Source organism: Alcanivorax sp., assembly GCF_014762765.1.
GTDB lineage: Bacteria > Pseudomonadota > Gammaproteobacteria > Pseudomonadales > Alcanivoracaceae > Alcanivorax.
The window spans coordinates 1-23643 of the sequence record NZ_JABURH010000187.1 but is presented as its reverse complement, the minus strand read 5'-3'; the positions used below and the strand labels follow the sequence as shown (position 1 = coordinate 23643).

The window sequence follows — 23643 nt, the reverse complement described above, 5'->3', positions numbered from 1 at the left end:
TCGCCAACAAGGGCGCTGAAGTGGTACAGGCCACCATCCACGGCATGGACACCATTCGCGAACAGATCCAGGAAACCTCCAAACGGATCAAGCGTCTGGGTGAATCCTCCCAGGAGATTGGCGACATCGTATCCCTGATTAACGACATTGCCGACCAGACCAACATCCTCGCATTGAACGCCGCCATTCAGGCGTCCATGGCCGGTGAAGCCGGCCGGGGCTTCGCGGTGGTAGCGGATGAGGTACAGCGCCTGGCGGAACGTTCCGCCGCCGCAACCAAGCAGATTGAAACCCTGGTAAAAACCATTCAGACCGATACCAACGAAGCGGTAATCTCCATGGAAGCCACCACCGCCGAGGTGGTAAAAGGGGCCCGTCTGGCGCAGGACGCTGGTGTGGCACTGGAAGAAATTGAGAACGTATCGAAAACCCTGGCGGACCTGATCCAGAACATTTCCAACGCGGCGCGCCAGCAGGCCGCCTCCGCGGGTCACATTTCCAACACCATGAACGTGATCCAGGAAATTACCTCGCAGACCTCCGCCGGTACCACCGCGACTGCGCGGTCCATTGGTAACCTGGCCGAGATGGCTCAGGAGATGCGTAACTCTGTTGCCGGCTTCCGCCTGCCGGAGCACTCCTGATCCGGCTCGCGCCGGTTAAAGGAGTGATGCTATGGGTGCTGCCGTGACAGACCGCTGGTCCATCAAAAGCACGCCCGCCATGGATGCGGAGCAGTTCCAGCTATGGCAGGCGCTGCTGGAAGAACGCACCGGCATGACCCTGTCCAACGAGCGCAAGACCTTTCTCGAAACCAGCTTGAGCATTCGCATGCGCGAGCTGGGCATCGAGGACTATGACACCTATTACGAACACCTGATGGTCGGCTCCACCGAATCCCGGGCCATGGAATGGTCGGTGCTGGTGGACAGGCTCACCGTTCAGGAAACCAGTTTTTTCCGCCACCCCGGCTCCTATGCCCTGGTGGAGGAATTCGTGCAGCGCTTCAAGGCGGAACAACCCGACGGCGCCAGCCTGGATGTGTGGAGCGTGGGGTGCTCCACCGGCGAGGAGGCCTACTCCCTCGCCATGATGATCAATGAGCAGCTGACCGGCAGTGACCGCAAACTGTTCTACGGCATCACCGCCACCGATATCAGCCTGCCGACCCTGGCCAAGGCCCGTAAAGGGGAATACCCGTTACGCCGGGTACTGCAGGTAGATCCGCAATTGCGGGAAAAATATTTCCAGCCCAGCGGCAATGAGCAAACCATGGCGGTGGCACCCGTGTTGCGCGAGCGCATCTGTTTTGCCCGGCTCAACGTGCTGGATCTGAGCACTGCGCCAATGAACGACATGGATCTGATTTTCTGCCAGAACATGCTGATCTACTTCCGCCGCTGGCGGAAACGCCAGATCGTCAACCGGCTGGCGGAACGGCTGGCACCCGGTGGCATTCTGGTACTCGGTCCCGGGGAAGTGACCGACTGGCAACATCCGGATCTGGAACGCATACATTTCGCCGATACGCTGGCCTTCCGGCGCTGTCGATAAGCGCTGTAGATAATAAAAAACCTGCCCGCAGTGATGGCAGGTTTGAGTATGACAGGAGACGTCATGAGTGACCGTCACGACTATCTGGCTCTGGACTGGGTTCGCGGGGAGATCCAGGAAACCCTGAACCAGGCGCAGCAGGCACTGGAAGCGTTCGTGGATACCCCGGACGACGCCACCCGCATGCGTTTTTGCCAGGCCCATCTGCATCAGGTGTACGGCACCCTGCAAATGGTGGAGTTCTACGGTGCTGCTCTGCTCGCCGAAGAAATGGAAAAGCTGGCCCAGGCACTTCTGGAAGGCCGGGTTGGCAACGTGGCCGATGGCCAGGAAACCCTGATGCGGGCGATCCTGCAATTGCCGCCGTATCTGGACCGGGTAGCCAGCAACCGCCGCGACCTGCCAGTGGTGCTGCTGCCGTTGCTCAATGATCTGCGCGCCGCCCGTGGCGAACCCCTGCTGTCAGAAACCGCCCTGTTCAAACCGGACCTGACCGATGCCACTGGCCACGGCCAGATTCCTGAAGACCTGCTCCACGACCCGCGATTTATTCAGCTGGCCAAGAAAATTCGCCAGATGTTCCAGATTGCCCTGCTCGGCGTGCTGCGCAACGACAACATGGGGGAGAACCTGGGCTACATGGCCAAGGTCTTCACCAAACTGGAACAAATCACAGGCGATGCCCCCCGGGCTCCCCTGTGGAGCATCAGCAACGCTCTGGTGGAAGGACTCTCCGAAGACGCCATTGCCCTGGGCACCTCGGTAAAACTGATGCTCGGGCATGTTGACCGAAACCTGCGCGAACTGGTCAGCGACGGCGCCGCCAGCCTGAACCGGCCGGCCCCCACCGAACTGCTCAAGAATCTGCTCTACTACGTGGCCAAGGCCGAGGTGGACAGCCCGCGCATCCGCGACGTGAAAGCCCGTTTCCGGCTGGACGATGCGCTGCCTTCCGATGACCTGGTCAACGCAGAACGAGCGCGCATGACCGGCCCGGATGCTGAAGCCATGAATTCGGTGGTGCAGGCGCTTTCCGAAGAGATCACTACCGTCAAGGATGCCCTGGAAGCCTTCGTGCACAGTGGCGAGAACGACGCCAGCAAGTTGCAACCGCAGACCGTCACCCTGAAACAGGTGGCCGATACCGTGGCAGTACTTGGCCTTGGCCAACCCCGCACCCTGGTGGAAGAACAACTCCACGCGGTGGAAGACATTGTCGCTGGTAAACGTCCCGCCGAGCGCGAAACCCTGATGGACATCGCCGGCGCCTTGCTCTACGTGGAAGCCACCCTAGCCGGTATCAGCGGTGGTGATCGTCGTGGCAAGTCCTACGCCGGCGACCAGAACGACATGCCAGGCCACGTGGGCCAGGCCATGGATGCGGTACTGCGCGAATGCCGCGCCGGCCTGGAAGAGGCCAAGGACGGCATCGTCGAGTTCATCGCCTCGCAATGGAATCCCGAGCACCTGGCCCCGGTACCCGAACGGCTCAATGCCGTGCGCGGTGGCCTGGAAGTCATCCAGCTGAACAAACCCGCACTGATACTGCGCCAGTGCGTGCAGTTCATTCAGGAAAAGCTGCTTGATGCGGACCAGCCCAAACCGGACTGGCGCAGCATGGACACCCTGGCCGATGCCATCACCTCGGTGGAATACTATCTGGAACGTCTAAGCGACGACCCGGAAACCACTGACGATATCCTGCAACTGGCCCGCGCCAGCGTGGAAGCCCTGGGCTACCCACTGGACCAAGGCAACGACTTCGGTGATGACCAGGTCGAGGTGGAGCGCATTGAGCTGAATGCCGAGACCCAGGCCGACAGTCACATGCCGGTCGAACCGGCTCCCGTCGATAACGAGCCCGCTGCCGACATCAGCCTCGACCATGACAACCAGCAGGACCAGGATCTCCCCCTGGAACAGGCCTTCGACGACAGCATCGACGAACCTCAGGACAGTGCAGACGACGAAGACGACCGCACTCTCGAAATTACCGGATTGGCGCCCACCGATCTGGAGACTGACGCCGCTCCGGAACAGCAGCCCGCTGCCGAGCCGCAAGCGATTGCCGAGGCTCCGAAAGCCGAAGACGATGATGATCTGATCGATGATGAAATCATCGAAATTTTCCAGGAAGAAATCGGCGAAGTACTGGACGCACTGGATCAATACTTCCCGCGCTGGGCCGCCAATACCAGCGATGAAGAGTCGCTAGTGGAATTCCGTCGCGCCTTCCACACCCTGAAAGGCTCCGGGCGCATGGTCGGTGCCACCACCGTGGGAGAGCTCGGCTGGTCCGTGGAGAACATGCTCAACCGGGTGATTGATCGCACTATTGAACCTACCGCAGTGCTGATCGCTCTGGTCCAGGAAGTTCGTAATCGCGTTCCAGCCCTTGTGGACGCCTTTACCCTGCGTCAGCCGGACCCGTTCGATGTACAACCACTGGCCGACGCCGCCGATACCCTGGCTGCCGGAGGCCAGATTGATCAGGTACCCGCTATCGGCAACAGCACCAGCGATAACAACGGCGCCGATACAGAAAACGACGAGATCATCAACGTCGACGGTGACGAAACTCAGCTCGACGACACGCTGGAAATCAGCCTGCCCGTCGAAAGCGAATCGTTCACAGACACCAACGCGGACAGTGACGACAGCTTGTCTGCAGAAGACCTGGCTGCCTTCAATAATGCCGCTGAAGACGACGATACCCCGCTTGCCTGGGAAGGCGATGAGGATGACGGCACTCTCGAGTTGAGTCTGCCCGCAGATGAAGCACAGCAACCCGCCACGGAAACCATCGAGAGCGCCGATACTGGTATCGACAGCCTCGCTGATATTCCGGACATGAGCGACAGTGATGACACGTCGACAGATGCCGGTAGCGATGATGGCCCCGATCCTGTGTTGCTGGAAATCTTTGCCAGCGAAGCCCAGCGTAACCTGGCAATGATCGAAGAGTGGCTGGACACCGTGGACCCGGATCTCTCCGAGCATACTCTGGACGACAGCGTTCACCGTGCCCTGCACACCCTCAAGGGCAGTGCCCGCATGGCCGAAATCGAAGCCGTTGCCGAAGTGGCGGAACCGGCGGAAAAGCTGGTCCGTGATCTGATCAGCAGCAACCGCCGGATCAGCAGCCAGCAAGTCGAACTGCTGCGCCAGGCCCATCAACTGGTGCGCGACAATCTGGAACAGCTCGACCAGTCCCACCTGCCCGGTGCCGACCACCTGATTTCGTCGTTGCAGCAGCAACGCGATAGCTTGGCCGAACAACGGGACTCCGGCCCGGACCCGCACATACTTTCCGTGTTCCTGTCAGAAGGCATGGACCTGATCGTGGACGCGGAACAACTGCTGGCCCAGTGGGCCCAGCACCCGGACCACACCGAACAGCTGGTGAAACTGCGCGACGAGCTGCAATTGCTCTCCAACAGCGCCACCACCGCCGGCTTGGGTGAAATTCACGCCCTGGCAGCCGCACTGGCAGCCTGCTATAGCGCGGTGGAATCCGGCAGCCTGGCCTGCAGTGAGCAGATGCTCTCGCTGGCCGGTGAAGGCCAGGATGCTCTGGTCAATATGATGGACTGCCTGGCCGCCGGCCAGACCGTGCGCCCGGAACTGGGCCTGGTGGATGCCCTCCACGAACTGGCAGAAAACAGCGGGCCGGACGACGATGGCCCGGGTCCCGGCAGCCGATCACCACAGTGGGACGACGCTTTTTCTGACAACCCTGCCGATGCCCCGGAGGCAGACAGCAACCCGGATACCGGCAGCTGGGCTAGCAGCAATGACTACCAGGCCCACATGGACCCGGAGCTGGTAAGCCTGTTCCTGGAAGAGGCCGAAGAGATTCTGGAATCCGCAAGCCACACCCTGGACCAGTGGGAACAGGGTGATGCCGGCAACGTGGACGGCCTGCAGCGGGATCTGCATACCCTCAAGGGCGGCGCCCGGATGGCAGCCGTTGCGCCAGTGGGCGATCTGGCTCACGAGCTGGAAAACCTCTACGAAGCCTACAATGCTGGCCAGCAACAGACGACCCCGGCCCTGTTTGCCCTGCTGCACCGTTGCCATGACCGTCTCGCTGACATGATCGACGCACTGCGCGGCGGCAGAGCCCCTGACAATGCCCCGGAACTGGTCAGCGCTATCCAGGCTTTCCTGCGTGGTGACACGCCGGCCAGTGAATCCCGGGCCGCCACTCCCGTCCTGGAAAGGCCCCCCGAGGACCACGACACCGCTGCCGACTTTGCCGACGACGCCAGCAGCCCCGCGCCCGTTGCGGTTGAGGACGCGCCCGCCACTCCGGCGCCCCCTCAACCGGAGCGTGACCCGGAACTGGTGGAAATCTTTCTGGAAGAAGCGGACGAGATTCTGGAATCCGCCGGCAACAGCCTGGAACAGTGGATCGGCGAGCAGGACAACCTGATCGAATTGCAATCCCTGCAGCGCGACCTGCACACCCTCAAGGGTGGCGCACGCATGGCGGAAGTCAGCGAGCTGGGCGACCTGGGCCACGAGCTGGAAACCCTTTACGAAGGCCTGGCGCAAAGCCGCCTGGCTATCGAACCGACCCTGTTCGACCTGCTGCATCGCTGTCACGACCAACTGGCGGAAATGGTGGAGGCGCTCAAGGCTGGCCGGCCGCTGCCCCAGGGCGACGTACTGATTCAGGCGATCCATGGCTATGTGGCCAACCCGGCCGGATTCAGCCTGCCTGCGGTTACCAGCGCCACGCCTGCACCGGCACCCACTGCAGCCCCGCAACCGGCGCCCACCGAACAGCCAGCTACGGAGACCAGTGGGCAGCCGGACGAGGACTACAGTGACTGGGAATCGGACAGCGACCCGGAAATTCTGGAGATCTTCCTGGAAGAGTCCGATGAGCTGGCTGAGATCATCGACGCCTGCCTGACCTCCTGGAAAGATCATCCGGAAAGCAACGATTTCACCGATGATCTCAAACGCGCCCTGCATACCCTCAAGGGCGGCGCGCGACTGGCCGGGCTAAAACCGCTGGGCGATATCAGCCACGATTTCGAGACCTATCTGCTGCAACTGGAAAAGCGCCGCGAAGCGCCCACCCAGGAAGATTTTCAGCCCATGATCAACTGGTACGACCAGATTGTCCGGGGCATGGAATCGGTGGCCCGTAGCGCCCGCCGCCAGCCAGTCGCCGCCCCGCAAGAAAGCGGCACGGCCATGGTTCCGGCAGCCGAGAAGCCACAACCACAACAGCCGAAACAGGATGACCGCCGCCAGCGTCAGAGTCAGGCTCAGCCCCAGGAAATGGTGCGGGTGGGCGCCGACGTGCTGGAAGCGCTGGTAAACCTGGCCGGGGAAACGTCCATCAACCGCGGCCGGGTGGAGCAGGGGATTTCCGAGTTCACCTTCAACGTGGAGGAAATGGGCAACACGGTTCAGCGTCTCTATGAACAGCTGCGCCGGCTGGATTCGGAAACCGAAGCGCAGATCATGTCCAACTACCAGAAGGGCGTGGACCGGGGTGAAATCGACGAGGATTTCGACCCGCTGGAAATGGACCAGTACTCCGAGCTGCACCAGATCACCAAGCAGCTGTCGGAATCCGCCTCGGATTTGCTGGATCTGAAGAACACTCTGCTGGACCGCACCAAGGACACGGAAACCCTGCTGCTGCAGCAATCACGAATTAACACCGAGCTGCAGGAAAAACTGATGCGCACCCGCATGGTGCCCTTCAGCCGCCTGGTGCCACGCCTGCGTCGTATCGTCCGGCAGATTTCCGGCGAAGTGAACAAACGAGTGGATTTCGATGTGCTCAACCCGGAAGGGGAACTGGACCGCTCCCTGATGGAGCGGGTGGTGGCCCCGCTGGAGCACATGCTGCGTAACGCCGTTGACCACGGCATCGAAACCCTTGAGGGCCGGCAGAGTGCCGGCAAGGACGATACCGGACGCATCAACCTGGAACTGGGCCGTGAGGGTGGCGAGGTGGTGATCACCCTGTCCGACGACGGTAAGGGCATCGACACCGATGCGGTGCGCAAGAAAGCGGTGGAACGTGGCCTGATCGCCCCGGATGCGCAACTCTCCGAGCAGGAAATCCAGCAGTTCATTTTCCACGCCGGCTTCTCCACCGCCGCGGCGGTTACCCAGATTTCAGGCCGGGGCGTGGGCATGGACGTGGTGGCCAGCGAGATCAAGCAGATGGGCGGCTCGGTGACCATCGATTCCCACAAGGGGCAGGGCACCCGCTTTATTATCCGCCTGCCGTTCACCCTGGCCATGAACCGGGCACTGATGGTGAAAGCGGCGGAAGATACCTACGCTATCCCGCTTAACCAGATCGAAGGTATCGTGCGTATCAGCCCCTTCGAGCTGCAGCATTACTTCGAGGAAGACAACCCGGTCTACACCTATGTAGGCCAGGACTACGAACTCCAATATCTGGGCAACTTCGTCCACGGCACCCGCAGTCCGCACCTGGAAAACCACACCACCCCCATGCCGGTACTGCTGATCCGCAGTACCGAACACACTGTGGCCATCGTGGTGGACAACCTGGTGGGCTCCCGGGAAGTGGTTGTGAAATCGGTCGGCCCGCAGCTGGCCTCGGTGGCCGGCATCAGCGGTGCCACCATCCTCGGGGATGGCTCCGTGGTGATCATTCTCGATATCCACTCGCTGATTCGTGCCGCCCACGTGCAGGTGCCGGCCATGGGTGTCGCGGACATTCCAGTACTGCCCCAGGAACCGGTGCAGGAAGACGAAGATACCGACACCAGGCGCGATACCCCGCTGGTTATGGTCACCGATGATTCCGTTACCGTGCGCAAGGTGACCACCCGTCTGCTGGAGCGTAATGGCTACGAAGTGGTCACCGCCAAGGACGGTATGGATGCCATCGCCAAACTGGAAGATATCCGTCCGGATGTGATGCTGCTGGATATCGAGATGCCGCGCATGGACGGCTTTGAAGTAGCCACCCATGTGCGCCACGACAGCCGCCTGCAGGACGTGCCAATCATCATGATTACCTCCCGCACCGGCGAAAAACACCGCGAACGGGCCTTCGACATCGGCGTGAACTGCTACATGGGCAAGCCGTTCCAGGAGAATGAACTGCTCTCCACCATTCGCGAACTGCTGGGCGAGCTACAGGAAACCGGTGGCGAATGACCGCCCCGGGCCGGGTCGGTGTGATTGCCGACAGCACATTGCAGGGTCACCTTTTATCCAGCGCGGTGAAGGGTCAAGGCTACCAGGTGGTGGTCAATACCGATCCGGAAGCGCTGGAACAACGTTGGCTGGCGGAAGGCGCCCTGGACCTGTGGGTGGTGGACCTGTCCAGCGAGGATCGCTGGCAGTCTTTCCTCGATAACCTGCTGGAAGACGCCGCCGCACCCATTCTGTTCTGCGACGGTCAGGCTCCGGCGCGCACCGATGCCCGCTACCCGAAATGGGAGCGGCGGCTGGTAACCAAGCTGGTGGATTTCATTGGCAAGCCGGCGGTGGAAGAACGGCTGGAAGTGATTCCCCAGCGACTGCCGCAGGTCAAAATCCCCACCCCTCGGGAATTTGAAACCATTCGCCCCGGCGACCACCCCAAACGGGTCTGGGTGCTGGGTGCAAGCCTGGGCGGACCCGCGGCGGTAAAACAGTTTCTCGACTGCCTGCCGGCCAATCTGCCGGTGGCCTTTGTACTGGCCCAGCACATCGACGCCAGTTTCCTCGACACCCTGTGTGGCGTACTGGGCCGGGACAACAACATTCATTGCAAAATAGGCGTGGACGGCAGTGCTCTGCGCCATGGAGAACTGGCCATTGCGCCGGTGGAGTACGCGGTGAAATTCCGCCACGATGGTCGCATCCAGTCCACCGGCCAGGCCTGGGAAGGCCCCTATGCCCCGTCCATTGATCAGGTGATACAGCATGTGGGCGAAGGCTACGGCAACGCCTGCGGCGCCATCCTGTTTTCCGGCATGGGCAATGACGGCGCCATCGCCGCCCCGCGCCTGGCCGCCAGCGGCTGCCCGGTGTGGGCACAGAGCGCCGACACCTGTGCGGTCAGCAGTCAGCCCGATTCCGTCCGCGAGACTGGCTGCGTCAGTTACAGTGGCTCCCCTGAGCAACTTGCGCGGCAACTGGTGGAACGGGTAAGAAGAGAATTGAAGAACGCCAGCAGCCTGGCGCCGGACGCCTGACCGCAGCCCATTGCACCCCGTCCGGCTTACACATTGAGGTTTATTATGAGCAGCTTGCCATCCGATATTTCCAGCCTGCTGATCCCAATGCAGGGACGCCCCTGGCTGGTCCCCAACATCGTGGTTGCTGAAATCATCCCCCTGCGTCAACCGGATCGTCCGGGCCATGGGCCGGAATGGCTGCTGGGCTGGCTGAGCTGGCGAGACCAGAACATTCCGCTGCTGTCCTTTGAAAAACTCAACGAATCCGGGCAGATCACCATTGGCCAGGATGCCCGTATCGCGGTACTCAACACCGTAGCCGGCAAGAGCACCTTCTATGCGGTCATCGTGCAGGGGATTCCGCGGATGATGAAAGTGGCCAAGGACGATCCGGTGGAAGAACCGGTGGATACCGGCCCGGCGGAAGCCATGTACATTCAGGTGGGCGGCGACCTGGCGGTGATTCCAGACCTGGATGCCATCGAAGGCGCGGTGGCAGGACTGCGGGACGGCGCATGATCGATCGGGAACGACTGGCGGATCTGGCGGCTGAAGTGCCCGCTCGGTCAGGGGTATACCGCAATCGCTTCCCCACCCCCCGCCATGGCCTGACTGCCTTCCTGCGCTGGCAATGGAACACCCGGGGTCAGTTTCCTCGCCACCAGTCATTCCCCCTGCAGCAGCCGGATCAACAGCAGCTGGCCAGTCCGGGCCAGCAGCCACAACTAACCTGGATTGGTCATTCCACCTTCCTGTTCCAGCACCGGGGCTGGAACCTGATTACCGACCCGGTATTTTCCGAGCGCTGCTCACCACTGTCCTTTGCCGGCCCGAAACGGTCGGTGCCGCCGGCCCTGACAGTTGACGAACTACCGGCCATCAATGCAGTTCTGGTATCCCATAACCACTACGACCACCTGGATCGGGCATCCGTGAAACAGCTCCAGGCACGCTTTGGCCGGGAGATTCTCTGGTTCGTGCCCAACGGGATCGCCGCCTGGCTACGCAAACTGGGCGTTGAGCGCATTATCGAACTGGGCTGGTGGCAGAGTGAATACCACGGCCAGGTGGAGGCCTTCTGCCTGCCCGCCCAGCATTTCAGCGGCCGCGGCCCAGGCGACCACAACCGCAGCCTGTGGTGCAGCTGGCGCTTGAACTTTCCGGATTTCAGTCTTTATTTCGCCGGTGATACCGGCTATGCACCGCTGTTCAGGGAAATTGGCGACATTTTCGGGCCCGTGGACCTGGCCCTGTTACCCATCGGAGCCTATGAGCCACGCTGGTTTATGTCGCCGGTACACATAAACCCGGCCGAAGCGGTTACAATTCACCGGGAGATTCGCGCCCATCAGTCGGTAGCCATGCATTGGGGAACCTTTGTGCTCACCGACGAGCCCATGGACGCGCCACCGCAGGCGCTGACCAGGGCGCTGGAAGAACAACAGATCGATTCCGAGACATTTCGGGTCCCGCAGCATGGCGAGACCCTGACAATTGAATTGCCATCATGAGTAAACAATATCAGGGCCGCCGCCTGTGGCTGGTGGTCCGTCTGCTTGCCTGGTTACCACTACCACTGGTGACTGCTTTCGGGGCTTTTATTGCCACCCTGATTACCCTGATCCCGTTGCGCTACGCCAGCGCTTACCGGGTGGTGCTGATCAACCTGCTGGCCACTCACCCGGACATGAGCCTGGCCGAGGCCAAACGCATCGGCCGCCAGAGCATGGCGGAACTGGGCCGCACGCTCACCGAATTCAGCCATGTCTGGCACCGCCCGGTGGAAGAAACGCTGGCCCGCGTCACCCATATCCACGGCGAACAGCCCTTTCTGGATGCCTGCGCCTGTGAACGACCGGTGCTCATGCTGTCCTTGCACCAGGGCAGCTGGGAAATCAGCAACCTGTATGTGGGCGACAAGGGCAACCGGGACAAGACTCTGATCATGTACCAGCCCCATCCGGCCACCCTGATGGATGCCATGGTCAAGGCTGCCCGGGAGCGTACCGGTTCAGTGCTGATCCCCACCAACAGCCAGGGAGTGAAACAGGCGCTGGCGGCCATGAAAGCCGGCGGCACTCTGGGGATCCTCTCCGACCACAACCCGGGCAATCGCAGCAACCCCTGCGTGCCCTTCTTTGGCTACGATGTGCCCACCCCGGCACTGATCGACAAGCTGGTGCAGCGCTACCGGCCACACGTGTTCATCGTTTCCTGCATCCGGGGCCAGGGCGGCGTAAAAGACATCCATCTGCACTTCGAAGCGGCACCGGAAATCGAACAGGCCAGCGACTGCACCGAAATCCTCACTGCCATGAACACCGGCCTGCAGCGCTGCATCGATCGCAATCTGGCCCAGTACCAGTGGACATACAAACGGTTCAAATGGGGCCCCAACGGGCGGCGACGCTGGTACCGGCAATCCCGGGAGCTGCTGGCGCGGATCGAACGGGGCGAAGATCGCAAAGCCCTGGGCCTGCACCCGGACACTGACCAGGATCAGTGAATGCCCGTTAAGCCCCGGTTAATCTTTATCCGGCATACTTCGGTTAACTGCAACGGGAGCGCATCATGGCAACAACACCGGCAAGCTGGCACGCATTGCACAAAGGCCTTCACTGGCTGGTGGTTTTATTGCTGGTCATGGTCTGGGGAGCCGTCGAGCTCCATGAGTTCTACGAAAAAAGTGACCCCATGCGCGAATGGTGGAAAATGCTGCACTTTTCCCTGGGACTCACCACACTGTTTATCATACTGATTCGGCTTTATGGCCGCGCCCTGTACCCGCGCCCGGCACCCATTGGCGCCGCCTGGCAGCATCAGTTATCCCGCCTTGTTCATGGACTGCTCTATGGGGTGCTTCTCGCCATGCCCCTCAGCGGCTTTGCCATGCGCCAGTTCGCCGGCAAGACCATAGAAATCTTTGGCATTGTCAGCGTGCCCCAGCTGGCGGTGGTCAATACTGACCTGGCCAAACAGATCGCCTTCATCCACAAGGAGGTGTTGTGGACCGCGCTGCTAACCCTGATAGCCATCCATGTGGCAGGGGCCCTTTGGCACCATTTCATCGACAGGGACGCCACCCTGAAACGCATGCTCCCCGGCAAACACAACGACTGAGATAATTGCCCAGCGGCGATGAAGGCGCCACAATTGCCCACCATCCCGATCGCCTGACAACCGGAGCATGCATGACCATCGAAAACGACAAGGTCGTTACCCTGCATTACAGCCTGTTCAACGCCGACGACGGCAGCGAAATTGAAAACTCCCGGGAAACCGGTGAGCCAATGGCTTACCTGCACGGCTATAACAACATCATCAAAGGCCTGGAAGCCGCCCTCACCGGCAAGGCTGTGGGCGACGAGGTGGATGTGACCGTGAGCCCGGAAGACGCCTACGGCGAATACGACAACACCCTGTTCCAGCGCATCTCCCGCAAGTACCTGAAACACGCCGGCAAGCTTTCCCCAGGCAAGGTGGTCACGGTGTCCACCGACGAAGGCCCGCGCATGCTCACCGTTCTCAAAGTGGGACTGAAAACCGTGGACGTGGACGCCAACCACCCACTGGCCGGCAAGTCCCTGCGTTTTGTGGTGGAAATCACCGACATTCGCGACGCCAGCGAAGAAGAAAAAGCCCACAAGCATGCCCACGGCGTGGGCGGGCATCAGCACTGATCAACGACAAGCCGCAAGCTTCAAGCTGCAACGCGGAGAAGGCCTGATTGGCGCAAAGGCCTTGTCCGCGCCCCACCCCTTTCGCTTATCTCTTTAACTAAATTCCCTTCGCCTGGTCCGCGGCTGACTACCTCTCCCTGCACAGCCGACCTTAACCGCGTTGCAGCTTGTAGCTTGCGACTTCTGATTTTCAGCCTTTTCCTACCGACTAACCTGTCACCAACGTGCTATCTTAGTTCGTCAAAATAATGCACACGCTACAGGGGCACAGGAATGGATCTGCCGGAATACAGTTACTGGATTATCGCCGGGCTCGCCTTTGTGATCGCCGAATTTGCCGTCTCCGGGCTGGTCGTGATCTTCTTCGGCATCGCCGCTTTGCTGGTAGGCAGCCTCAAGTTTCTTGGACTGCTGGATGACACCGCCTGGGAACTGACCCTTTTCGCCGTTACCAGCCTGTTGTTGCTGGTCTTTGTCCGTCGCGTGATCAACGACAAGCTGATGGGCAATGAGCGGCCCCGCGGGGAGGGCGAGGCAGACAGTGCCGGCCTGGTCGGTGGCCGCGCCACCGTGGCAGACGCCTTCAGCAACGGCGTGGGCACCGTTTCCTACCGGGGCGCCCGCTGGCAGGCACAATGCGCCCAGCCCCTGCATCCCGGCGACATGGTTCGCATCACCCAGCATGACGGCCTCTGGCTCACCGTAGAGCCCTGGACGCCAGGGCCGCAGACGCCACCGGCTGAGTGACCCCTGTCACCAACCCGTTTTCATCTCAACTCGCTAGCAATAACAAGGAACCCTATCCATGGCAGGTTTAATTATTTCCGCTCTCATCGCCCTCGGCGTTGTCATTCTGCTCTTCATGGTGATTCGCATCGTGCCGCAACGGCAGGTGTATGTGGTGGAGCGACTGGGCAAGTACCAGACATCCCTGGAGGCCGGCCTTCACTTTCTGATGCCCTTTATCGACCGGGTTGCCTACAAGCACTCCCAGAAGGAAATCGTCCGTGACGTGCCGCGCCAGAGCTGTATCACCAAGGACAACATCGAAGTCTCCATCGACGGCGTCATGTACCTGCAGGTGATCGACCCGAAAGCAGCAAGCTACGGGGTGGATGATTATGTAATGGCTGCCCAGCAGCTGGCCCAGACCACCCTGCGTTCCGTGATCGGTAAAATTGATCTGGACAAGACCTTCGAGGAGCGCGGCGAAATCAACATGGAAGTCGTACGCGCCGTTGACGAAGCCGCCCAGCCCTGGGGCGTGAAAGTACTGCGCTACGAAGTGGCCGACATCAACCTGCCCGTGTCCATCAAGGACGCCATGGAGAAACAGGTTCGTGCCGAGCGTGAACGTCGCGCCGTGGTTGCCGAATCCGAGGGTGAGCGCCAGGCCGCCATTAACCGTTCAGAGGGTGATCGCCAAGCCGCCATCAACCGCTCCGAAGGTGAAAAGCAGGAGATGATCAATATCTCCGAAGGTGAAAAGATGAAGCAGATCAACGAGGCAGAAGGTCGCGCCCGTCAGATCGAGCTGATCGCCACTGCCACCGCTGAAGGCCTGCGCCAGGTGGCCGGCGCCGTGAAAGAGGATGGTGGCGAAGAAGCCGTCAGCCTGCGCATCGCCGAGCAGTATGTTTCTGCCTTCGAAAAAGTCGCCAAGGAATCCACCACCCTGCTGCTGCCACAAGGCCTCAGCGACATCGGCGGCACCGTGGCCGGCCTGCAAAAAGTCCTCAAGACCGTGGAAAAAACCCCGGCCTGATCTACCCCCCTCAGGAGCTTGCCCAGGCAAGCTCCGCCCTCTCTGTAGGAGCACCGCTTGAGGTGCGAACCGGAGCGACCGTTGAGGTAACGCTGCCAGGGCGCCCCCAAGACCAGGATCAAAAGCACTTCCACCACAGAGGGCACAGAGATCACTGAGGAAAAGACGGATTTTCTCTGTGTGCTTTGTGCCCTCTGTGGTAGATCCGTCTTTTCAGGTATTTGGGGGATCGCGCCGCCAGCGACGCACCTGCAACAAGGCTTGCATTCCTTTCACTCCATCCCAATATCCTGAACACCCATGCATCACAGATTCAGGAGCCCCCATGTCCCGTCATTTCGAACAGGCCGACGGCCTCTGTGAACAGCCGGACGACGCTACCCGCGACTTCCTGTTCAACCAGACCATGCTGCGCATTAAAGACCCGGCCCGCAGCCTGGATTTCTATACCCGGGTGCTGGGCATGCGTCTGGTGCGCAAGCTGGATTTTCCGGCAATGAAATTCAGCCTCTATTTCCTCGCCTACCTCGGTGAGGAGGAAGCCCGCCAGGTACCGGAAGACGACGCCAAACGGCTCACCTATACCTTCGGCCGTGAAGCCATGCTGGAGCTGACCCACAACTGGGGCAGCGAAGACGATGCGGACTTTTCCTATCACAATGGCAACGACCAGCCCCAGGGATTTGGTCATATCGGCATCACCGTTCCCGATGTTTACGCCGCCGCCGAACGGTTCGAAAAACTGGGGGTGGATTTCGTCAAGAAACCGGACGACGGCAAGATGAAAGGGCTGGCCTTTATCAAGGACCCTGATGGATACTGGATCGAAATCCTCCAGGCCGACATGATGGAGAAGCAACAGAAAGGCGACTGAAAGATGTCACTTTTCTGACAGGAAATCTGTTTTTTTGCTTTCCTATCTGGCTGTCTCGTATTGTGTAAGGCTCGTTTTGTCCAAGGCCCGGCATCCTCGCCGGGCCCACCTCAGGGGATCATCCATAATGAGTCAGTCTTCTCTTCTTACCAGCGCACAGCGTACCTTTTGCCAGGCCAGGTCCGACCAACCAGCCCCGAACGGCCCCCGTGCCAAGGCATTGCTGGCGTTGGACCAGGGCCACACCCAGCAGCAGGCCGCCGAACAAAGTGGGCTCAGTCTCGGCCAGGTACGCTACTGTTTACGACGGTTCCGGACCGTAAGCCTGGAAATCTTCGACACCGATAGTCCAGTTCCTGCTCCTTCTGCGCAGGGAGACAGTAAGACTCAAAAAGTCGACAAAGAAAAAAAGAAAAGTGGCAAAAAAGGCAAAGCACTGAAGCCCGTAAAAGCCAAAAATGAAAAGTCCGAGAAAAAAACGGACAAGAAAAACACCAAAGCCAACAGCAAAAAGAACAAGAAGAGCGACAAGAAGGACAACAAGAAAAAGTCCGGCAAAAAGGGTGACGACAAAAAAATCACAAAGGGCAGCAAGAAGAAGAAAAAGAAATAGTCGGGAATCCCCCACCGGCGCGCATGCTACACTTGCCTATCACCACGGATAAGCATGGGGGCTTTTTTGCTGACGCGTCTTCCTCCCTGGGTAGAAGTTGGAGCCTTTCTGCTCGCCTTTCTGGCGGGCAGTGTCAATGCGGTAGGCCTGCTGGGCTTCAGCCACCAGTCCGTCTCTCACCTGACCGGCACCTCCTCACTACTGGGTCTGGCATTGGCGGATCTGGCCCTGAACAATGCCCTGCACCTGCTGTTCACCCTGCTGAGTTTTCTTGCCGGCGCCGCCCTCAGCGGCATGCTGATCACCAGCACCGCCCTGAAACTGGGTCGCCATTACGGCTTCTCCCTGCTGATCGAAGCCGCGTTACTGATCATGGCCATGCTGACACTACAACAGGGCAGTGATCTCGGTATCTATCTGGCCTCCATGGCCTGCGGCTTGCAGAACGCCATGGTGACTACCTACAGCGGCTCTATCATCCGCACCACCCACCTGTCCGGGATCTTCACCGACCTGGGTATCATGCTCGGCAACCGGCTGCGTGGCATTCCCCTCAACGGTCGCCGGCTGTTGCTGTTCGTCTTGTTGATTGGCGGCTTCGTCTGTGGCGGCGTGGTCGGCACCTGGCTGTTCCGGTTGCTGCATTTCACCGCGCTGATGGCCCCCGCCGCCCTGGCTGTATCGCTGGCAGTGGTGTACTGGCGTTATAGCCGACAGTACCGGTAAACCGTTAATCCCTGTAAAGCTTTGCACCATTGCTACCACTGGCACAGACTGCTTCATTGAGAGGCCTAAATTGAAAGGTCCGTAAATCAACATGAAGCGGCGGTGCGCTATGCGATGGGTTCAGTCTGGCTGGCTCGGTGTGCTACTCGCCCTTTTGATCGCCTGCCAGCCAACGCCAATTTCTACACTGGCTACAGCCTCTATCGGCGAACAGATCCGGGATCGCTATGAGCAGACACTGCAGGATCTGTCCCCCGACAAGCAGCGTCATTACGCCACCCGTCTTTACCGGATCACTGGCGACTTGGACTACCTGCCGATTATCTATCAGGACCTGATCGGCAACGCCGATTTCCTGCAACAGGACCTGAGCCAGTTGAACAATCGGGGCTACCGATTGAACCGGGCCCGGCAGATCGCCCGCAACTATCGGGACGACACGGACAAACATCAACGGCGCAAGCAGCTACTGCTGGCTTACGACGAAATCCCGTTTGCCAAGAATCTGCTCTATTACCTGAACAAGGTGGACCAGCTCGGCCTGGCCGGGAAACCACCCTTTACTCAAACAGAACAGGGCCTGGATTACCTGCGTCAGGTGGATTTTGCCCGCTTCATTCTCGACCCGGAAGTTATCGCCGCCTACTCCCCACAGCTGGCCAATATGGTCTATTACCTGCACGAGCTGGGTATTCGCGATCTGCGGGAACCGTTCCAGCAAGCCTTTCGCCAGGTGTTTCCGGACCAGCCGCCACGACCCGGGCCGGCCCTGGATGCCCGAGTCTACGGCATGACCCACGTGATCATCGCCGCCAGTGGTTACTACCAGAAACCGATCCGCCGCGAGGATTTCGCCTGGATTTTTGACTACCTGGAGCGCCATCACCGGGATCTGATCGCCTTTACCAAACCTGATATCTATACGGAAATGGCCCTGTGCTTTCTGCTGGCAGGGGAGGGCGACAGCCCGGTTATCGGCGCCGTCCGCGAGGCACTGGAACAGCGCTACGATCCACAGGCCGAGATGATTCCTTCACCCCACTGGGGCACGGATCTGAACAAGGGGGAACACCGCAACGTGCTGGCGATCATGTTGTATCACTGGCCGTCGCGGTTACACCCGGGGCCGGACCTGAGCCATTACCCGGCTTATCTTGAACAATTTGCAGCGGAGTAACAGATAGCGTTCTTCAACAGTATTCCTCTGGAAATCACTGCTGCCAGGAATAGTCCATCTGCCTGGCGGTTTTCTGCGCCAATTCACGGTTATACAGTTTCTCAACCAGATGCAGGCTCATATCGATGCCCGCAGAGATACCGGCGGAGGTCAGTCGATTGCCATCTTCCACCCAGCGGATATTTTCCTGCACATCCAGAGCGGGAAAACGCTGACGCAAATCAGCGATGTCTTCCCAGTGAGTGGTTACCCGTTGAGTGGTAAGCAATCCGGCCTCGGCCAGCAGAAAGGCACCGGTACAAACCGACGTCACCCAGCTGGCAGAATCGCCGGCCTCGCGCAGGGCGTTCAGCAAGGCGCGATTGGTCATGGCAGACGTATGCACACCGCCACTGACCAGCAACACATCCAGAGGCGGGTGGTCCGCAAGCGTGAAGTGACTTTTCACCGGGAAGCCACCTCTGGCCATCACCTCACGGTTTTCACTGATCAGGGACACCTGCCAGGGCGAGCTCTCACAGAGCCGGGCGGCGGTGGAGAACACTTCATAGGGGCCGGCAAAATCCAGTACTTCGGCATCATCGTAGATCACAATCCCGATTTGCAGCATGGTCATTCCTGATGATTTATTTGGGTGGCAGGGTACGCACAAAGGCAAAGCAGTGAGATAACCAGTCGTGCAGAGCCTTGTCATCAGCGACGGTATCAGCGTCGATCATCAGCATGCCCTTCATGGGCCGGCCAGTGAAATCCATCTCGCCGGCTCCTGGCTTGGCAAGCAGGGCACGGTAGGCATCCGGCCCGACTCTGGCCATCAAGCGGTCGCCGAGAATGCCGCAACACATGTTGCCGGCAATCATGAAACAGAGGCCACCGAACATGCGCTTTTCATCGGGCAGGGCGCCACTGATCGTCAGCAGTGCTTCGCGCACCCGTAGCGCCAGATCGCTATCAAAGGCCATCAGAAAACGGCGCGCAACGCATTGACGGTGAGCCCGATCAGTACCAGTGAGGACAGGGCAAACAGCACAAAACGCAGCTCGATCTTGTTGATCAGCGCCTGCAGCACCGAATGCACCACGCGGATGCCCACATAAGTCCAGGCCAACGTCAGGTTGATGCCATCACCCTGGCCAAGCAGTGCCAGGGACAGGGCCACCGCATAGAACACCGTAGGCTGTTCCATCAGGTGATTATAGTTATCCGCTTTCCAGCGCACGCTGGCGGGCAGGGTGTTCATCTGTTCACCCCGGGGCGCCTGCGGGTCCGGCTTCATTTTGGCAGCGCGCATGGCGGGCAAACGGGTCACATACATCCACAGCCACATCACCATGGACCAGGCCACCAGCACCACCACCGGGGCAATAATCGGACTCGTCACTTGCATGTTTTTTCCTCGTGATCTGTATCCCGTGAGGGCTCATAACAGTTTCTGCAATGCAGCAATAAACATACCTGTAAGAAAAGCTGCCATCAGCAGTACCGCTATTTTCCCCTTGTGCAGCGGATTGTCCGCCACCCGCAAGCCTCTGTCGCAGCAGGCTGACACCCAGGCCGTCGCTGCCGCCCGGCTCATTTCATGCTGCCGGCACAACTGTCCGACCGCAGCCTTTGCCCCTCGGCTCTTCAGAGTTTGTTCCACATCTTCCGGTAGTCTCATTTTTCTTCCCTGTTTTTTATTATTTAGCTTTTCTTCGACAGACAAACTCCCCCGTTCATAGCGAACATGCAGTGGCCACACCCACCATCAGCAACGCCAAAACAATTCGGCGCCAGGGGTTGATACATAAGCTGTCTTTTTCACACCGGCCCGCTGATCCAGCCCCATTCCTTGAGGGTGATCAGCCAGCTCAGCGCCTGCACATCCAGCCAGTCACGCAAGGGCGCTGCCTGGGGACTGAACAGAAAGAAGCCCAACACCGCAAGATTTACCACGACCACCAACCAGAAAACAGTGCGAAAAGGCTGCTTGCGGGTTTTGTGACGAAACAACGGACGGGCCAACAGGGCGCCGGGCCAGCCTCCGGCCAGGGATAAAAGCTGCAGGGTATTTTCCGGCACCCGCTGTCGTTCGTTCAGCGCCGCCCGCTTGTCCAGGCCGAACATCAGGAACGTCAGGCCGGCGATTAACAACAGGAAAATAATCAGGAAAATCCAGAACGCATTCTGCGAGAAAAACCACCACAACACGCCATAGAAGGCCCCCACCATCATCAGCGGAAAAAGAAATTCCGGCAACAGCAGATGAGCAGGCCGCCAGCACCGTTCCACCTCCACCGCACGCACCCCTTTGGCGGCATCCGGCTCTACCCGGAACAGCACTTTTTCGCCGGCTTTAGGGCGCGAACGAATACGGCCAAAGGCACTGACATGAACAAAAATATCCCGGCCTTTCTTATCGGTAATAAAACCGAAGCCACGCACATCGTCCCAACTCTTCAGTACACCCGATTGTTTCTTCATAATGTGTTTGTGTCAGTGATGTTCCGACCAATGCCAGTTAGGCGTACTCAACAGCCCCTGCCCGACGATCTGTGTTTCACCCAGCTCCTTGCTGAGCTCCACCCCATGACACTCCGGATGTTCGTTCAACGCCGCCACCAGCCGGCTGGCATGGCTGACCACCCATAACTGGCTATGCTGACTGGCCTGCTCGATCAGGCGGGCCAGCGCCGGCAACAGATCCGGATGCAGACTGTTCTCCGGCTCGTTGAGCACCATCAGGGAAGGGGGACGCGGGGTGAGCAGGGCGGCGATCAGCAACAGGTAGCGCAGGGTGCCATCAGAGAGCTCCGCCGCCGACAATGGTCGCAACAGGCCATACTGGTGAAACTCCAGCTTCAGGCGACCATCCGCCAACGGTTCGATATTCAGCTTGGCACCGGGAAAGGCATCCTCAATGGCAGCATCCAGGGCCATACTGTCGCCCACCTCGCGGATGGTCTGCAACGCCGCCGCCAGATCACGACCGTCGTGATGCAGCACGGGAGTACGGGTACCGATCTGAACCTGCCGGGCCGGGGCCTCCCGGTCGGTTCGGAAATGATCATAGAAACGCCAGCCACGAATGCGCTCACGCAGGGCCAGCACCTCCGGCGCCGAGCGCGCATCAGCCACCTGGCTGAACAGGCTGTCGAAGGTATTGAGATGGTCGGCAAGGGATAACCAGCCGTTGTCGACACGGGCTTTCACCAGTGGTCCGCGCCGATCCACCAGTGCCGCCGCCGGCCGGTAGGCCCCACCGGCCCAGATGATTTCCCGCTTGATCTCCGGGTCCAGATTGAAGGCGGTGGTGCTGTCCGGTCGCGGCAGGCCCAGCTCGATCAGATAGCCGAAATCCTCGTCAGCAAACCCCAGCTTGAGCCGACGGCTATGCTGCCGTGGCCCGCCTTCCACCGGCACCAGCCCCTTGCGCATGGCGGTACTGAGCGTCTCCGGCCCGGCCCAGAAGGTGGACTCCAGTCCGCCCTCACTGGCCAGCGCCGCAATCACATCATCCTGCGCCGTGGCCGCCAGCAACCGCAGGGCCCGGTACAGGTTGGACTTGCCACTGCCGTTGGCCCCGGTAATCACATTCAACGGCCCAAGCGGCAGCACCAGCTCCAGGGCGGAGCGGTAATTACTGATGGCCAGGGTGGTCAGCATGTCTTGTCCTTGTTGTTAGCTGCAAGCCACAAGCTTCAAGCTGCAACGCGGTTATCGTCCCGCGTGTCCGCCAGGGTCGTATACGCGTTCAAGCGCGGGCACGAACTTGCTATCACGATAACCGAGGGCGCGCCTTGTAGCTTGCTGCTTGAAGCTTGTAGCTATCTTTTATCCTTGCCACGCCCACAACGCCGCCAGCAACGCCACCGGCGCCGTCTCCGCACGCAACACCCGATTGCCCAAGGCAAACGCCACAAACCCGTTTTCCTCTGCCACGCGCAATTCCTCGTCGGAAAAGCCGCCCTCCGGGCCGGTGAGCAGGGCCAGTTCCGTAATGCCGTTCAGCGCAGCAGGGGAGAATGGGTTTTTCCCCGGGTGGGCGATCAGTCGCAAGTCTGGCAGGTCCGATGTCAGCCAGTCCTTGAGCGACCTCACACCGGTGACCTGCGGGGGCCGGTTCAGGCCGCATTGTTCACAGGCACTGATGGCCACCTGTTGCCACTGGCTCAGTTTCTTTTCCTGCCGTTCGCCCTTGAGGCGGACTTCGCAGCGCTCGGTATCCAGCACCACGATCTGCGCCGCGCCCAGCTCGGTGGCTTTCTGGATCGCATAATCCATGCGCTCGCCCTTGATCATGGGCAGTGCCACCGTGACCGCCAGCGGCGCCGTGCGGTCTTCGGCCACAAACGCCAACGGTTCGACGGTCACCGCCTTCTTACCGACGGCAAGGATCCGCGCGGACCATTCACCGCCGTGCCCATTGAATACCACCAGCTCGTCCCCCTCCGCCATGCGAAGCACCTTGCCAATATGATGACTGGCATTGGCGCCCAGCTCGGTGGCAAGGCCGGACTGGAATTCCTGATCGTCGTAAAAGCGGCGGGCCATGGGGTCTCCATCAACAATGGGTGCCAGTGGGAAAAGCAAAAGGCTACCATAGCGCCGGTCGAAGAGACTGCTATCGAGTGAGAGATTCCATGGGCGAAATCGTAGCCTCCCCGTTCCAGCCGCCCCTGTGGCTGCGCAACCCGCATCTGCAGACCCTGTGGGGGCCCCTGGGCCGGGCCTTGCCGGAGGTGGAGCGGCACAGCGAATGGCTGCCGCTGGCGGATGGTGATCAGCTGTTGCTGGACTGGGCGGGGCCGGCAAGCCACCCCGGGCAATTGACCGTGATCCTGCTGCACGGCCTGTCCGGCTGTAGCGATTCCCACTATATCCGTGGCATCCAGCGGGCACTGGCCGATGCCGGGGTGCGCTCGGTGGCGATCAACAGTCGCGGCGCCAAGCAGCCCAATGACACCGCCCTGTGTTACCACGCCGGGGAAACCGACGATGTGGATGCGGTGATCGAGCATGTGTTTGACCAGGACCCCACCGGCAACCGTATTGCCATCGGCGTGTCGCTAGGCGGCAGCCGGTTGCTGAACTGGCTGGC

At 60.2% G+C, this 23643-nt stretch carries 23 protein-coding genes; 16 read left to right on the top strand and 7 right to left on the bottom strand.

The genetic code is table 11. From position 1 onward, the window contains the following. The 15 genes from HUJ17_RS14370 to HUJ17_RS14300 form a co-directional block, all read left to right on the top strand. Positions 1–644: methyl-accepting chemotaxis protein (locus HUJ17_RS14370; protein WP_290511342.1), on the top strand; the 644-nt coding region annotated here is incomplete at its 5' end. Positions 645–675: 31 nt separating this feature from the next. Beyond that, on the top strand, positions 676–1554 hold the full coding sequence (locus HUJ17_RS14365) for a protein-glutamate O-methyltransferase CheR (RefSeq protein ID WP_290511341.1): 879 nt from the start codon (positions 676–678) through the stop codon (positions 1552–1554). A 63-nt stretch (positions 1555–1617) separates the two neighbouring features. Next, positions 1618–8721: an Hpt domain-containing protein gene (locus HUJ17_RS14360; RefSeq protein WP_290511340.1), complete on the top strand. Its 7104-nt coding sequence runs from the start codon at positions 1618–1620 to the stop codon at positions 8719–8721. Next, positions 8718–9746, top strand: coding sequence for a chemotaxis protein CheB (locus HUJ17_RS14355; protein WP_290511339.1), 1029 nt, complete (start codon positions 8718–8720; stop codon positions 9744–9746). Before HUJ17_RS14360 ends, HUJ17_RS14355 begins: the two co-directional genes overlap by 4 nt. 45 nt (positions 9747–9791) lie before the next feature. Then, positions 9792–10247, top strand: coding sequence for a chemotaxis protein CheW (locus HUJ17_RS14350; RefSeq protein ID WP_063509837.1), 456 nt, complete (start codon positions 9792–9794; stop codon positions 10245–10247). Next, positions 10244–11239, top strand: a complete 996-nt coding sequence (locus tag HUJ17_RS14345; RefSeq protein WP_290511338.1) for an MBL fold metallo-hydrolase — start codon at positions 10244–10246, stop codon at positions 11237–11239. Before HUJ17_RS14350 ends, HUJ17_RS14345 begins: the two co-directional genes overlap by 4 nt. Continuing rightward, positions 11236–12234 (top strand): lipid A biosynthesis acyltransferase, encoded by a 999-nt coding sequence (locus HUJ17_RS14340; RefSeq protein ID WP_290511337.1) that lies wholly within the window; start codon positions 11236–11238, stop codon positions 12232–12234. Before HUJ17_RS14345 ends, HUJ17_RS14340 begins: the two co-directional genes overlap by 4 nt. A 65-nt stretch (positions 12235–12299) precedes the next feature. Further along, positions 12300–12848: a cytochrome b gene (locus HUJ17_RS14335; protein WP_290511336.1), complete on the top strand. Its 549-nt coding sequence runs from the start codon at positions 12300–12302 to the stop codon at positions 12846–12848. 71 nt (positions 12849–12919) lie between these two features. After that, positions 12920–13408, top strand: a complete 489-nt coding sequence (locus HUJ17_RS14330; protein WP_290511335.1) for a peptidylprolyl isomerase — start codon at positions 12920–12922, stop codon at positions 13406–13408. Positions 13409–13681: 273 nt separating this feature from the next. Continuing rightward, entirely contained in the window at positions 13682–14155 is a 474-nt protein-coding gene (locus HUJ17_RS14325) for an NfeD family protein (protein WP_290511334.1), read from the top strand. Positions 14156–14213: 58 nt separating this feature from the next. Then, positions 14214–15173 (top strand): slipin family protein, encoded by a 960-nt coding sequence (locus HUJ17_RS14320; RefSeq protein WP_290511333.1) that lies wholly within the window; start codon positions 14214–14216, stop codon positions 15171–15173. Between the two features lie 325 nt (positions 15174–15498). Further along, positions 15499–16047, top strand: a complete 549-nt coding sequence (gloA, locus tag HUJ17_RS14315; protein ID WP_290511332.1) for a lactoylglutathione lyase — start codon at positions 15499–15501, stop codon at positions 16045–16047. Between the two features lie 127 nt (positions 16048–16174). Next, the gene (locus HUJ17_RS14310) at positions 16175–16660 is read left to right on the top strand and encodes a helix-turn-helix domain-containing protein (protein WP_290511331.1); all 486 of its coding nucleotides are present in this window, start codon (positions 16175–16177) and stop codon (positions 16658–16660) included. A gap of 54 nt (positions 16661–16714) precedes the next feature. Further along, positions 16715–17386, top strand: a complete 672-nt coding sequence (locus HUJ17_RS14305) for a YoaK family protein (protein ID WP_290511330.1) — start codon at positions 16715–16717, stop codon at positions 17384–17386. 109 nt (positions 17387–17495) lie between these two features. Beyond that, positions 17496–18563 carry a DUF3541 domain-containing protein gene (locus tag HUJ17_RS14300; RefSeq protein WP_290511329.1) on the top strand — a complete coding sequence of 356 codons (1068 nt, stop codon included), beginning with the start codon at positions 17496–17498 and terminating at the stop codon, positions 18561–18563. Positions 18564–18597: 34 nt separating this feature from the next. Here HUJ17_RS14300 and HUJ17_RS14295 read toward each other — a convergent pair whose 3' ends face one another. The 7 genes from HUJ17_RS14295 to HUJ17_RS14265 form a co-directional block, all read right to left on the bottom strand. Then, positions 18598–19173: a DJ-1/PfpI family protein gene (locus tag HUJ17_RS14295; protein ID WP_366471186.1), complete on the bottom strand. Its 576-nt coding sequence runs from the start codon at positions 19171–19173 to the stop codon at positions 18598–18600. A gap of 16 nt (positions 19174–19189) precedes the next feature. Further along, positions 19190–19525, bottom strand: a complete 336-nt coding sequence (locus HUJ17_RS14290) for a TfoX/Sxy family protein (RefSeq protein ID WP_290511328.1) — start codon at positions 19523–19525, stop codon at positions 19190–19192. Continuing rightward, positions 19525–19950, bottom strand: a complete 426-nt coding sequence (locus HUJ17_RS14285; protein WP_290511327.1) for an MAPEG family protein — start codon at positions 19948–19950, stop codon at positions 19525–19527. The genes HUJ17_RS14290 and HUJ17_RS14285 overlap by 1 nt, the downstream gene beginning before the upstream one ends. A gap of 33 nt (positions 19951–19983) precedes the next feature. After that, a complete protein-coding gene (locus HUJ17_RS14280; RefSeq protein ID WP_290511326.1) occupies positions 19984–20268 on the bottom strand; it encodes a hypothetical protein in 285 nt (94 codons plus the stop codon). A 95-nt stretch (positions 20269–20363) separates the two neighbouring features. Next, positions 20364–21026, bottom strand: a complete 663-nt coding sequence (locus HUJ17_RS14275; protein ID WP_290511325.1) for a DUF1294 domain-containing protein — start codon at positions 21024–21026, stop codon at positions 20364–20366. A gap of 12 nt (positions 21027–21038) precedes the next feature. Next, positions 21039–22208 carry an AAA family ATPase gene (locus HUJ17_RS14270; protein WP_290511324.1) on the bottom strand — a complete coding sequence of 390 codons (1170 nt, stop codon included), beginning with the start codon at positions 22206–22208 and terminating at the stop codon, positions 21039–21041. Positions 22209–22376: 168 nt separating this feature from the next. Next, positions 22377–23096, bottom strand: a complete 720-nt coding sequence (locus HUJ17_RS14265; RefSeq protein WP_290511323.1) for a 16S rRNA (uracil(1498)-N(3))-methyltransferase — start codon at positions 23094–23096, stop codon at positions 22377–22379. A gap of 89 nt (positions 23097–23185) precedes the next feature. Between HUJ17_RS14265 and HUJ17_RS14260 the strand changes: the two genes are divergently transcribed. Continuing rightward, positions 23186–23643 (top strand): alpha/beta fold hydrolase (locus tag HUJ17_RS14260; protein WP_290511322.1); only part of this gene is annotated, 458 nt, incomplete at its 3' end.